General features: G+C 63.5%; 11 protein-coding genes. 9 read left to right on the top strand and 2 right to left on the bottom strand.

The window, feature by feature from the left end; all coding sequences use genetic code 11:
• Positions 1–234: 234 nt before the first annotated feature.
• Positions 235–582: an Arc family DNA-binding protein gene (locus J2X54_RS12175; RefSeq protein ID WP_310180992.1), complete on the top strand. Its 348-nt coding sequence runs from the start codon at positions 235–237 to the stop codon at positions 580–582.
• A 34-nt stretch (positions 583–616) separates the two neighbouring features.
• Here J2X54_RS12175 and J2X54_RS12170 read toward each other — a convergent pair whose 3' ends face one another.
• Together J2X54_RS12170 and J2X54_RS12165 are read right to left on the bottom strand one after the other, a co-directional pair.
• Entirely contained in the window at positions 617–1,084 is a 468-nt protein-coding gene (locus J2X54_RS12170; protein ID WP_070251586.1) for a DUF1854 domain-containing protein, read from the bottom strand.
• 4 nt (positions 1,085–1,088) lie between these two features.
• Positions 1,089–3,365: an ABC transporter ATP-binding protein gene (locus J2X54_RS12165; RefSeq protein WP_084640870.1), complete on the bottom strand. Its 2,277-nt coding sequence runs from the start codon at positions 3,363–3,365 to the stop codon at positions 1,089–1,091.
• Between the two features lie 331 nt (positions 3,366–3,696).
• On the opposite strand from J2X54_RS12165, the gene cphA (J2X54_RS12160) reads away from it, so the two are divergent.
• The 8 genes from cphA (J2X54_RS12160) to J2X54_RS12125 all read left to right on the top strand — a co-directional run bounded on the left by cphA (J2X54_RS12160) (position 3,697) and on the right by J2X54_RS12125 (position 13,621).
• A complete protein-coding gene (cphA, locus tag J2X54_RS12160; RefSeq protein WP_310180988.1) occupies positions 3,697–5,874 on the top strand; it encodes a cyanophycin synthetase in 2,178 nt (725 codons plus the stop codon).
• Between the two features lie 21 nt (positions 5,875–5,895).
• On the top strand, positions 5,896–8,460 hold the full coding sequence (gene cphA, locus J2X54_RS12155; protein ID WP_310180986.1) for a cyanophycin synthetase: 2,565 nt from the start codon (positions 5,896–5,898) through the stop codon (positions 8,458–8,460).
• A 157-nt stretch (positions 8,461–8,617) separates the two neighbouring features.
• Positions 8,618–10,081 (top strand): catalase, encoded by a 1,464-nt coding sequence (locus tag J2X54_RS12150; RefSeq protein ID WP_310180984.1) that lies wholly within the window; start codon positions 8,618–8,620, stop codon positions 10,079–10,081.
• Between the two features lie 42 nt (positions 10,082–10,123).
• A complete protein-coding gene (locus J2X54_RS12145; protein WP_310180982.1) occupies positions 10,124–11,245 on the top strand; it encodes a patatin-like phospholipase family protein in 1,122 nt (373 codons plus the stop codon).
• A 32-nt stretch (positions 11,246–11,277) separates the two neighbouring features.
• The gene (locus J2X54_RS12140; RefSeq protein ID WP_310180979.1) at positions 11,278–12,405 is read left to right on the top strand and encodes a M14-type cytosolic carboxypeptidase; all 1,128 of its coding nucleotides are present in this window, start codon (positions 11,278–11,280) and stop codon (positions 12,403–12,405) included.
• A 2-nt stretch (positions 12,406–12,407) separates the two neighbouring features.
• Positions 12,408–12,872, top strand: a complete 465-nt coding sequence (locus J2X54_RS12135) for a CYTH domain-containing protein (RefSeq protein WP_310180978.1) — start codon at positions 12,408–12,410, stop codon at positions 12,870–12,872.
• Between the two features lie 221 nt (positions 12,873–13,093).
• On the top strand, positions 13,094–13,255 hold the full coding sequence (locus tag J2X54_RS12130) for a hypothetical protein (protein ID WP_167359104.1): 162 nt from the start codon (positions 13,094–13,096) through the stop codon (positions 13,253–13,255).
• A gap of 21 nt (positions 13,256–13,276) precedes the next feature.
• Complete coding sequence (locus J2X54_RS12125; RefSeq protein WP_310180975.1) at positions 13,277–13,621, top strand: four-helix bundle copper-binding protein; 345 nt, start codon at positions 13,277–13,279, stop codon at positions 13,619–13,621.
• Positions 13,622–13,661: the final 40 nt, after the last annotated feature.

Here is a 13,661-nt window from a genome sequence, read left to right as displayed (position 1 = left end):
CGCCCAAGCGCTGCCATCACCCACAAAGCGGGGGAACCGTTAGTACCAAAAAATGAAACCGCTGGTTTTACGCGAGCGGCGTTCGACAGGTAGGGGTAAATCGGGCAGGTGCAGGTTGGTGCTGAATTTGTGTCGCTACCAGGTCATCTTTTTGCTATTTCAAACCGTTTTGTCACTATTTCCAGAATTTCAGGCACTAGCGGCTTTGCTGCGTTGATGCCAAGATAGCGCCCTATGACAAACATCTATCGTAGTCAATTCCGCATGCCGTTCTCGCTGTTCGAAAAGTTGAAGGCAGAAGCCGGCAGGGCCGGCCGCAGCGTCAACGCCGAACTGGTGGGACGGCTGGAGCGCAGCCTCACTGACAGCTCCAACGACATCGATATGCGCATCATCTTCGAGGCGCTCGAGCGGCTATCGAATCGCAACCCCGACTTGCGCTACAGCTTCGGCGTCAACCTCGGCCCACAGAACGACGTACGCCCGTCCGAAATCGAACGCGGCAACTGGACCCTGGCGGCCGATCCGGGCAACCCGGTGGCGGACCTGATTGCCCAAAAAGAAGCCGGCGATTCGGCCTGATACTAAAAAGCGGCCAAAAAAGCGCTGAACCGTTTTACAGGAAACGGTCCAGAATCTTCTTGCTGTGCTTGTCCAACTCCCGCACATCGCGCACCAGGAAGTGGATGCCGTGGATGTCCGATATCAAGAGCGTATCGGCCGTCAGCCGGCGGATGTCTTCCTCGCCGCGCAGCACGAATTCGGTGTCGCCGCGGTCGGTATTGACGGTCCAGGTGCACGGCGTGGCGAAGCTGGTCACGGCCACGATGCGGCTGATCTCGGGCATGAATTCGCGCCCGGACAATTCCTCGCGTACCAGCGCGCCCACCGCTGCCGGCAAGTCCTCGATGCGGTCGATCCAGGCCACCTCCTTGCCGTCATGGTTTACCAGCGCGATGCCGTCTTCGGGCGCCTGCACCGGGAACGCGCGCACTGCCGCCACGCCTTCGTGTACCACTCCCTCGGCCGTGGTCAGTACCAGCTTGCCGAACGGGTTGCGTATCAGTTCAAAGTTGATGCTCATCTGCTTAATCCTTGCTGCCACGGTCGTCGAGGTCCGTGTCCACGTTGCGGGCTTGCGCCTGTACCAGGCGGTAGTACGCGCCTTCCTTGGCCATCAGTTCGTCGTGGCCGCCTTCTTCCACCACCACGCCACGGTCCATCACCACCAGGCGGTCGGCTTTCGCCAAGGTGGACAGGCGGTGGGCGATGGCAATCGTGGTGCGGCCTTTGACCAGGTTTTCCAGTGCGCGCTGGATTTCTTTTTCGGTCTCCGAGTCCACCGAGGCAGTCGCTTCGTCGAGGATCAGGATCTTCGGATCGATCAGCAGCGCACGCGCGATCGAGATGCGCTGGCGCTCGCCGCCTGACAAACCCTGGCCGCGTTCACCGACCATCGAATCGTAACCCTGCGGCAGCCGCAAGATGAATTCGTGGGCGTGGGCGGCGCGGGCGGCAGCCATGATTTCGGCGCGGGTGGCGTCCGGCTTGCCATAGGCGAGGTTCTCGGCAATGGTGCCGAAGAACAGGAACGGCTCCTGCAGCACCAGGCCGATCTGGCGGCGATAGTCTGACACGGCCAGCGAACGGATATCGACGCCATCGAGCATGATGGCGCCTTCGGCCACGTCGTAGAAGCGGCAGATCAGGTTGACCAGCGTCGATTTGCCGGAGCCCGAGTGGCCGACCAGACCAACCATTTCGCCGGCCTTGATGTCGAGGTTGATGCCGCGGTTGACCGCGCGGTTACCGTAGCGGAAGCCCACTTCGCGCAAGGTGATATTGCCTTCCACCTTGGCCAGCTTGACCGGGTTGACCGGATCGGGCACCGACGACACGTGGTCGAGAATGTCGAAAATACGCTTGGCCGCCGATGCCGACTTTTGCGTGACCGAGACGATGCGGCTCATCGAATCGAGGCGGCCGTAGAAGCGGCTCGAGTAAGCGATAAAGGCCGACAGCACACCGACCGTGATATTGCCTTTCGAGACCTGGTAGATGCCGAACACCCAGATCACCAAGAGGCCCAGTTCGGTCAGGAACGACACGGTTGGCGAGAACAGCGACCAGATTTTATTGAGTTTGTCGTTGACGGCCAGGTTGTGCTTGTTGGCGGTGCGGAAGCGCGCCGCTTCGCGCGTCTCCTGCGCAAAGGCTTTCACCACGCGGATGCCGGGGATGGTATCGGCCAGCACGTTGGTCACTTCGCCCCACACGCGGTCGATCTTTTCAAAGCCGGTGCGCAGGCGGTCGCGCACCAGGTGGATCAGCCAGGCGATGAAGGGCAGGGGCGCCAGCGCGAAGATGGCCAGGTACGGATCGATCGAGAACAGGATCACGCCGGTCATGATGATCATCAGGCAGTCGGATGCAAAGTCGAGCAGGTGCAGCGACAGGAACACGCAAATGCGGTCGCTCTCGCTGCCGATGCGCGACATCAGGTCGCCCGTGCGCTTGCCGCCGAAGTATTCGAGCGACAGCCGCAGCAGGTGGTCGTAAGTCTCGGTGCGCAGGTCGGCGCCGATGCGCTCGGACACCAGCGCCAGCACATAGGTCTTGGCCCAGCCGAAAATCCACGCCAGCACCGCCGCGCCCACCAGGCCCGACATGTACAGCGCCACCAGGCTCGAATCGACCGGCGTGCCGTTCTGGTACGGGATCAGCACCTTGTCCATCAGCGGAATGGTGAGATACGGCGGGATCATGTGCGCGCCGGTGGACAGCAGCATCAGCAAGAAGCCCAGGCCCAGTTGCAGCTTGTAGGGCCGGGCAAAGCGCCACAGGCGGAACAGGGTCCAGGTGGACGGCGGCGTGTACACCACCTTGGTGCAGACCGGGCATTCTTCCTGGTCCGGTTCGAGCGGCGCCTTGCAGCTCGGGCAGACGTTGGTGTCGTCGACGATGAGCGGCTGGCCGCTGGCGTGGCTGTCGCGTTGGGCGGCAAATTGTTCGACCAGGCGGATCGCCTGCAGGTTCTGGCCCAGGGTAAAGCGCCAGGCCGCCAGGCGGCCGCGCGCGGACACCAGTTCCAGGTGGCCCACGCCCGCATGATCGTGGTGTTCCAGCGACAAGTCGAACGAGAACGGCCACGCCTGCCATTGCTCCTGGCCCGGTGCGCGCGCCAGCAAACGGGTGTTGGTGATGATCAGGATACCCTTGGCGAAACGAAGTTGCTGATCCAGGTCAACCTCCAGGGCACTTACAACGTTTTCCCCTTGGGAAAGTTGTGCCTGTATATCGGAACGCCAGCGGTCGGGCAGCTCGCCGCCGGAGCTCGATAAGGTGGAAAGTTGTTGGCTTGTCATTGTGTGGCGTACTCCGGATCGGGGATAAAGGCGCCGTGCAGGCCGCAATAGATCTACATGGCTGCGACATGCGCGATTTCAATCGGGCGATGACGCTGGTAAAAGTGAGGAATTACGGTATTCTGTCGCTAATAAATTGACAGAAATTAAGTAAATGCTGACTTTTTTGTTCAGGCGGCAAGTATAACGCACGGACAAAAACGCCGGTACTGCTTGATGAACGTAAGCAGGTCATGGGTGCTGCCAGCAGGTGACAGGAATACAGGGTTTACAATACGGCCCGGCTGGGCGCCAAGCCTGCCGCCGATAACGACGTAACAAAATTCGACACATGATCAAGAAGAAAAGCATAGAAATCCTCCGCGTGACCCATCTGCGCGGCCCCAATATCTGGACCTATCGCCCGGTGATCGAGGCGTGGCTCGATATTGGTGAACTGGAGCAATATCCGTCCAACCTGCTGCCGGGACTGTACGAGCGCCTGACCACGATCCTGCCGGGCCTGCTCGAGCACCGCTGCGGCGTGGGCGAGATCGGCGGCTTCCTCGAGCGCCTGCGCGACGGCACGTACGCCGGCCACGTGCTCGAACACGTGGTGCTGGAACTGCAAAACCTGGCCGGGATGAAGACCGGCTTCGGCAAAACCCGCCAGATCGGCGAAGACACCGGCTACTACAAGATGGCCTTCCGCACCCGCCAGGAACAGGTCGGCCGCGCCGCCCTGGCCGCCGGGCGCGACCTGTTGATGGCAATGATCGAGGACCAACCGTACGACCTGGCCGCCACCGTGGCCGAGCTGACCGACCTGGTCGAAACGCTGTGCCTGGGCCCGAGCACCGGCAACATCGTCGATGCCGCCACCGACCGTTCGATTCCCTCGATCCGCCTCACCGACGGCAACCTGGTGCAACTGGGCCACGGCGCCGCCCAGCGCCGCATCTGGACCGCAGAAACCGAGCAGACCAGCGCGATTGCCGAAGGCATCGCCAGCGACAAGGACCTCACCAAGTCGCTGCTGTCGTCGTGCGGCGTGCCGGTGCCCCAAGGTGAACTGGTCACCAGCGCGGCAGACGCCTGGACCGCCGCCCAGGACATCGGCCTGCCGGTGGTGGTCAAGCCGTACAACGGCAACCATGGCCGTGGCGTGTCGCTGAACCTGATGACCGAAGCCGACGTCACCGCTGCTTACGCGCTGGCGTCCGACGAAGGCGACAGCGCGAGCGTGATCGTCGAGCGCTTCATCGTCGGTAACGAGCACCGCCTGCTCGTCGTCGGCAAGCGCATGATCGCTGCCGCCGCCGGCGAAGCGCTGTGGATTACCGGCGACGGCACCCACAACATCCAGCAGTTGGTCGACCTGCACATCAATATCGATCCGCGCCGGGGCGAGGAAGAAGATTTTCCGCTGAGCCTGATCAAGCCGCAGGAAGCCGGCGAAACCATCCTCGAACTCAAACGCCAGGGCATGGATGCGTTCTCGGTGCCGCTGGCCGGCCAGAAGGTGCTGATCCAGGCCAATGGCAACGTCACCACCGACGTCACCGACAAGGTACACCCGGAAGTGGCGGCCATGGCGACGCTGGCCGCGCGCGTGGTGGGTCTGGACATCGCGGGCATCGACCTGGTGGCGTCCGACATCACCCGTCCGCTGCACGAGCAGGGCGGCGCCATCATCGAAGTCAACGCCAGCCCCGGTTTGCTGATGCACCTGAAGCCCGAACACGGCGAGCCGCGCAACGTTGGCGCGGCCATCGTCGATCAGTTGTTCAAGGAAGAAGACACGGGCCGCATTCCGGTCGTGGGCATCACCGGCAAGCATGGCACCACCATGGCTGCGCGCCTGATCGCCTGGCTGCTGCAAGTGGGCGGCAAGAAGGTGGGCGTGAGCTGCGCCGACGGCCTGTACGTCAACAGCCGCCTGCTGTCGCGCGACGGCCTGTCCGACTGGGAAACCGGCGAACGCCTGCTGCTCAACAAAAACGTGGAAGCGGCGGTGTTCGAATCGAGCGCGCGCATGATCCTTACCGAAGGCCTGGCCTACGACAAGTGCACGGTGGGCGTGGTGACCGATGTCGCCGGCCTGGAAGACGTGGCCGAGTTCCACATCGACACCGAGGACAAACTGTATAACGTGCTGCGCACCCAGGTGGACGTGGTGCTGGCCAGCGGCGCGGCCGTGCTCAATGCCGCCGATCCGCAAGTGGTGGACATGGCGGACCTGTGCGACGGCGAAGTGATCTTCTACGGCGTGGACGAACACCTGCCGGCCATCGTCCAGCATCGCCAGGACAGCGCGCGCGTGGTGTTCCAGCGCAAAGAGGGTGACCAGCAGCGCATCGTCCTGGGCCAGGGTTATGTTGACATGGTCAGCCTGCCGCTGTCGCCGCTGGTGCCGCCCGAAGCCGTGCTGGCCGCGATTGCCGCCGGCTGGGCCCTGGGCCTGACGCCAGAACTGATTGCCGCCGGTTTGCGCACCTTCGATGCGACGCCGAAGCGCCTCCATCACTGATACGAAAGAACAAGCAGATTTATGGAAGTCATCCGCACCCGCGCCCTTCGTGGCCCGAATCTCTGGAGCCACCACACCGCCATGGAAGTGGTCGTATCGTGCCCGCCCGACCAGCGCGCCATCGCGCAATTGCCCGGCTTCGAGCAGCGCCTGCAAGCGCGCTTCCCGGAGGTGGGCGACCTGCACGCCACCGGTGACACGATCTCGCTGGCCAATGTGTTAGAGGCCGCCGCCCTGAGCCTGCAGGCGCAAGCCGGCTGCCCGGTCACCTTCAGCCGCACCAGCGCCACGCCGGAAGAGGGCGTGTACCAGACCGTGGTCGAATATTCGGAAGAAGCCGTCGGCCGCCTGGCCGTGACCATGGCCGAAAACCTGATCAACGCCGCCTTGAACGACACCGCCTTCGACCTGGCCGCCGCACTTACCGAGTTGCGCGACCTCGACGAAGACGTACGCCTGGGCCCGAGCACCGGCTCGATCGTCAACGCCGCGCTGGCGCGCGACATCCCGATCCGCCGCCTGACCGAGGGCAGCATGGTGATGTTCGGCTGGGGCTCGAAACAGCGCCGCATCCAGGCCGCCGAAATGGACACCACCAGCGCCATCGGCGAGTCGATCGCCCAGGACAAGGAACTGACCAAGAAGCTGCTGCATGCGGCCGGCGTGCCGGTCCCGTACGGCCGCACCGTGGCAGACGAAGCGGACGCCTGGAAGGCGGCGCAGGACATCGGCATGCCGGTCGTGGTCAAGCCGAAGGACGGCAACCAGGGCAAGGGCGTAACCGTCAACGTCAATTCGAAAGAACACCTGGAACAGGCCTTCCGCACCGCCAAGGAATTCCGCGACGACGTGATGGTCGAGCGCTATCTGCCCGGCCACGATTTCCGCCTGCTCGTGATCGGCAACAAGCTGATCGCCGCCGCCCGCCGCGACCCGCCGCAAGTGGTCGGCGACGGCGTGCACACGGTGCGCCAGCTGGTGGACCTGGTCAATTCGGACCCGCGCCGTGGCAGCGGCCACTCGACGTCGCTGACCAGGATTCGTTTCGACGACATCGCCCTGGCGCGCCTGGCGCTGCAGGACCTGGAAGCGGACTCGGTGCCAAGCAAGGGCCAGCGCGTAATCCTGCGTAACAACGCCAACCTGTCCACCGGCGGCACCGCCACCGACGTTACCGACGACGTGCACCCGGAAGTGGCGGCGCGCGCAGTGGAAGCGGCGCAGATGATCGGCCTCGATATCTGCGGCGTGGACGTGGTGTGCGAAGGCGTGCTGCAACCGTTCGACGACCGTCGCGGCGGCGTGGTGGAAGTCAACGCCGCGCCCGGCCTGCGCATGCACATCGCACCGTCGTACGGCAAGGGCCGCGCCGTGGGTGAGGCCATCGTCAACACCATGTTCGCACCGGGCGAGAACGGCCGCATTCCCGTGGTGGCGGTCACCGGCACCAACGGCAAGACCACCACCGTGCGCCTGATTGCGCACCTGTTTACCGCCAGCGGCCTGCGCACCGGCATGACCAATACCGACGGCGTGTACATCGAAGGCCGCCAGACCGACAGCGGCGACTGCAGCGGTCCGCGTAGCGCGCGCAACGTGCTGCTGCACCCGGACGTGGACGCAGCGGTGTTCGAAAGCGCCCGTGGCGGCATCCTGCGCGAAGGCCTGGCGTTCGACCGCTGCCAGGTGGCCGTGGTGACCAACCTTGGCGCCGGCGACCACCTGGGCATGAATTACATCAACACCGTGGAAGACCTGGCGGTATTGAAGCGCGTGATCGTACAGAACGTCGCCGCCGACGGCTACGCCGTACTGAACGCGGTCGATCCGATCGTCGCCGCCATGGCTGCCAACTGCCGTGGCAAGATCATTTACTTCGGCGCCGACGCCGGCCATCCCGTCATCGCCACCCACCTGGCGCAGGGCAGCCGCACCGTGTACGTGGCCGACGGCCACCTGGTCGCGGCCGAGGGCAAGCAGCAGGTGCGCATTCCGCTCGCGGAAGTGCCGATCACCCGCAACGGCGCGATTGGCTTCCAGGTCGAGAACGTGATGGCGTCGGTGGCTGCCGCGTGGGGCGCGGGCATCAGCTGGGACGCGATTCGCCTGGGCCTGAAAACCTTTGCCAACGATTCCGACAATGCGCCCGGCCGCTTCAACGTGTTCGACTACAAGGGCGCGACCGTGATCGCCGACTACGGCCACAACCCGGACGCCATCCTGGCGCTGGTGCAGGCCGTGGAAACCATGCCGGCCAAGCGCCGTGGCGTGGTGATCTCGGGCGCCGGCGACCGCCGCGACGAAGACATCCGCCAGCAGACCGAGATCCTCGGCCGCGCGTTCGACGACGTGCTGCTGTACGAAGACGCGTGCCAGCGCGGCCGCGTCGATGGCGAAGTGGTGGCGCTGCTGCGCTCCGGCCTGCAAGGCGCGCCGCGCACGTCGCACGTACAGGAAATCTACGGCGAGTTCCTGGCCATCGACACGGCGCTGGGCCGCTTGCAGGAAGGGGACTTGTGCCTGATCCTGATCGACCAGGTGGAAGACGCGCTGGCGCATATTCGCAAGCGCATCGCCGAAGTCTGATCGGCAGTGTTTTAAAAAAAACCGGGGCGCGTCCCCGGTTTTTTATTGTGGATCCTAATTGGCAATGGCTATGAAAGTCATAGATATTTATAGTTTTTACTTATCGCTGTGCGCCGTTAAAATAGCCTCAGTCTATTAAATAACAAGGAGTCATAGCATGAGCCAGCCACCAATTACCACCGCCTCCGGCATTCCTGTCGCCGACAACCAGAATTCGCTGTCCGCCGGCCCACGCGGTCCGCTGCTGCTGCAAGACTTCCACCTGCTCGAAAAACTCCAGCACTTCAACCGCGAACGCATCCCGGAGCGCGTGGTTCACGCCAAGGGTTCGGGCGCCTACGGCACCTTCACCGTCACCCACGACATCACCCGGTTTACCAAGGCCAAGCTGTTCGCCGCCGTCGGCAAGCAAACCGATACCTTCGTGCGTTTTTCCACCGTGGGGGGCGAAAAGGGCAGCGCCGACACCGAGCGTGATCCGCGCGGCTTCGCCATGCGCTTTTACACCGAGGACGGCAACTGGGACCTGGTGGGCAACAACACGCCGATGTTCTTCATCAAGGACGGCATCAAGTTCCCCGACTTCATCCACACCCAGAAGCGCGACCCGCAAACGAATCTGAAATCGCCGACCATGATGTTCGACTTCTGGAGCAGGACGCCGGAAAGCCTGCACCAGGTGACGATGCTGTTCTCCGATCGCGGCACACCTGACGGCTACCGTCACATGGACGGTTTCGGCAGCCACACGTTCAGCCTGATCAACGACGCTGGTGAGCGCGTGTACTGCAAATGGCACTTCAAGACCCAGCAGGGCATCAAGAACCTGCCCGCTGCCGAGGCCATGCGCATCGCCGGTGAAGATCCCGATTATGCCCAGCGCGACCTGTTCGGCGCGATTGCTGGCGGCGACTTCCCGCGCTGGGACGTGCACCTGCAAGTGGCCACCGAAGCGGAATTGGCAGCATGGGAAGAGCGCACCGGCTGGAACCCGTTCGATCTGACCAAGGTGTGGCCGCACGCGGACTTCCCGCTGATTCCCGTAGGCGTGTTCGAACTCAATCGCAACCCGCTCAACTACCACGCGGAAGTGGAGCAGGCTGCATTGTCGCCATCGAACGTGGTGCCGGGCCTGGGCTACTCGCCCGACAAGATGCTGCAGGCGCGCCTGTTCGCCTACCACGACGCCCAGTTGTACCGCGTTGGGGTGAACCACCAGCACCTGCCGGTGAACGCGCCACGCTGCCCGTTCCACAACCAGCAGCGCGACGGCGCCATGGCGATTGCCAACGGCGGCGCGGCGCCGAACTACCAGCCGGTGGACAGCAATGGCAGCAATCCGCAAGGCATGGGCCACGGCGAACCGGGGCTGGCGCTGCACGGCGCGGCCGGCCGCTACGACGGCCGCGGCAAGGAGGACGATTACACCCAGGCCGGTAACCTGTTCCGCCTGATGCCGGCGCAAGAAAAGCAGAACCTGTTCGACAACATCTCCGGTCCGCTGTCGCAGGTGAGCGCCGAGATCATCGAGCGCCAGCTGGGCCACTTCGACCAGGCCGATCCGGCCTATGGCGCCGGCGTGCGCGCCGCGCTGAAAGCGCGCGGTGTGCAACTGGAATAAGTGCACTACAATCTCCACGTTGCCACCAACGTGGAGTACCGTTTGAACCGCACCCCCGCACCTGCTTCAAACTCCGCCTCGTCGCCCCCTGTTGGCCAGGTTGTCCTGGTCCTGCAGGGCGGCGGCGCCTTGGGCGCTTACCAGCTGGGCGTGTACCAGGCCATGCACGAGGCGGGGCTGGAACCCGACTGGGTGATCGGTACCTCGATCGGCGCCATCAACGGCGCCATCATCGCCGGCAATCCACCGGCACAGCGCCTCGAGCGCCTGCGCGAATTCTGGGAACGGATGGAGCGCAACGCACTCGGTGTGACGTCCTTGCCGCGCACGTTCGCCAACGCCGTCACGATCGGGCAGGGCATCCCTGCGTTTTTCGAACCGAATCCCACCGCCTGGTGGAATCCCGATGCGAAAGTCGGCGTGGAGCATGCGTCGTTCTATCAAACCGGCCCGCTGCGCGCCACGCTCGAACAGCTGATCGATTACGACTACCTCAATCACCAGCAGCCGCGCTTCACCATCGGTGCGGTCAATGCCCGCAACGGCGCCATGCGCTACTTCGACAGCCGCCGCGACACGCTCACTGCCGACCACGTGATGGCGTCCGCCGCGCTGCCCCCGGCTTTTCCGGCCGTGCGTATCGACGGCGAACCGTACTGGGACGGTGGCATCTATTCCAACACGCCGATCGAAGCGGTGCTCGATGACGAACCGCGCCGCAGCTCGGTGATCTTCTCGGTGCAGGTGTGGAACCCGGATGGCCCGGAACCGCAAAGCATCCTCGATGTGCTCGACAAGCAGAAAGAGATCCAGTACGCCAGCCGCTCGAGCCAGATCGAGCAGCAGCGCAAGCTGCACCGGCTGCGTCACGTGATCCGCGAACTGAGCCTGCACCTGCCGCCCGAGATCGCGGCGCTGCCCGAGGTACGCGACCTGTCGTGTTGGGGCTGCGGCACCACCATGCACGTGCTGTCGCTGGTGGCGCCGCGCATCGGCGACGAGGACCATACCAAGGACATCGATTTTTCGTCCACCGGGATCAGCGCGCGCTGGCAGGCCGGCTATGAAGAGGCGCAGCGCATGATCGCGTCGAGGCCGTGGGAATCCAAGGTGGATGTGATCGAGGGCGTGGCGCTGCACACCCTGCCGCCGCTGGTAAAATAGCGTCATCGGTATTTACCTCTATTGGATCGACCATGACCATCAAAATCAGCCAGAATTTCGACTCGGGCGCCATCGAAGTGGTGCGCGCGGAAACCGCCGACGCCATCGACCTCAAGCTGCGCAAGGACTCGCACGCCGACATCCACCAGTGGTTCCATTTCCGCCTGCAAGGCGCGGCGGGGCAGGCGGTGCGCATGCGTTTACTCAACGCCGGCGAAGCCACCTACGCCAAGGGCTACGAGAACTACAACGCAGTGGCCAGCTACGATGGCGAAACCTGGTTCCGCGTGCCCACCAGCTTTGACGGCGCGGTCATGACCATCAAGCACACGCCCGATACCGACAGCATCTATTACGCCTACTTCGAGCCGTATTCGTTCGAGCGCCACCTGCGCCTGTTGGGCGAAGTGGGCGAGCACCCGCTGGCGAAGGTCCAGGACCTGGGCAGCACGGTCGATGGCCGGGACATGAACCTGGTGGTGATCGGCGAGCCCGATGCACCGAAAAAAATCTGGTTCATCGCACGCCAGCACCCGGGCGAATCGATGGCCGAATGGTTTATCGAAGGCCTGATCGATTCGCTGCTCGACGACGCCAATCCGATCGCCCGCAAGCTGCTGCAGCGCTGCGTGTTCTACATCGTGCCGAACATGAACCCGGACGGCTCGGTGCGCGGCAACCTGCGCACCAACGCGGCCGGCGCCAACCTCAATCGCGAGTGGATGACGCCAACGCTCGAGCGCAGCCCCGAAGTATTGTGCGTCAAACAGAAGATGCACGAGACCGGCATCGACATGTTCTTCGACATCCACGGCGACGAAGCGCTGCCTTACAACTTCGTGGCCGGTAACGAGATGCTGGAAAACTTCAGCGACGAGCGCCGCGCCAAGCAGCAGGCCTTCATCGACCGCTACAAGAACGCCACGCCGGACTTCCAGGACAAGGTAGGCTACGCGGCCAGCAAGTACAAGGAAGACATGCTCACGCTCGCTTCCAAGTACGTGGGCCATCACTTCGGCTGCCTGGCCTTGACGCTCGAAATGCCGTTCAAGGACAACGCCGATCTGCCCGACCCGCGCGTGGGCTGGAACGGCGCCCGCTCGGCGGCACTCGGCGCGTCCATCCTGCAACCGATCCTGCTGTCGCTGGACGACTACTGATCATGGGCGTCGAGATCGAGCGCAAATTCCTGGTGCAGGGCAGCGCCTGGAAGGCGCTGGGCGAGCCAGTGTTCTTCCGCCAGGGCTACCTGTCCTCGCAAAAGGAGCGCACGGTGCGCGTGCGTATCGAGGGCAAGCGCGCCGTCATCACCATCAAGGGCAAAAGCGTGGGCGCCACGCGCGGCGAGTGGGAGTATCCGATTCCCGTGGCTGACGCCGCCGAATTGCTCGACGGCCTGTGCGAGCAGCCGCTGATCGAAAAATACCGGCGCAAGATCGCCGTTGGCGCGCACGTGTGGGAAGTCGATGAATTCCTCGGCGCCAACGCGGGACTGGTGGTGGCCGAGATCGAACTGGGCGCCGAAGACGAGGCGTTCGATCAGCCTGACTGGGTGAGTGACGAAGTGACCGACGACGCGCGGTACTACAACTCCAACCTGATCAGGCACCCGTTCTCGAATTGGTAACGAAACAGCCGTAGACCGCCGTTCCACGGACGAGCAACCCCGACCTTCGATGAAGAGCGGGGTTTTTTTTCGTCCATGCGACGTAGGGCTTTTCTTACTCGATCTCTTTGCGCCTGCCTACAAGCACGACTGTATTCGGGGGGATAAGATCGTGCTACTCCCAACACTTGGAGGACGTCATGGCCAGGGCAAGGAAATTCCGTCTCCGTACCGATGAGCGCATGCAGCAGATCGTCGATAACGGTATAGCGTTGCAGGCGATCGCCGGCAGTGCGGAGGCGAACCGGTACCTGGTGGCAAATGGCGTGGACGGGAAGATTTTGAAGCGCGTGCTGTATATGCGGATCGCCAGGCCTCACGCGACCACCGCACGATTTCAATGAACAATTCTGACCGGAGGGATTATGGATCAACTACAGTTACAGGAGATCATCGACGCGTGTAATGCATGCGCCACTGCGTGCGACCGGTGTGCTTCGTCGTGTCTGGCAGAAGACGATGTCACGATGATGGCGCGCTGTATCAGGCTCGACATCGACTGTGCGCTCATGTGCCGCCTCACTGCGAGTTACGCCGCGCGGGCCAGCGAATTCCTGGAGGCGATATGCGCACAGTGCGCCGCCATCTGCACCCAGTGCGCGAGCGAGTGCGCCAGTCATACGGCAGCGCATTGCCAGGCATGTGCCGACGCTTGCCGCCGCTGCGAACAGGCGTGCCTCAGTGCTGGCGCCGGGCCTGCATCGGCCTGACGCGACGTAGCAAGCGACGTAAAAAAAGGCCCTTGCGGGC

The organism is Duganella sp. 3397 (assembly GCF_031456625.1).
Taxonomy (GTDB): Bacteria; Pseudomonadota; Gammaproteobacteria; order Burkholderiales; family Burkholderiaceae_D; genus Rugamonas; species Rugamonas phyllosphaerae.
Note: the sequence above shows the minus strand (reverse complement) of the source record. Positions and strands in the feature narration are given on the sequence as shown.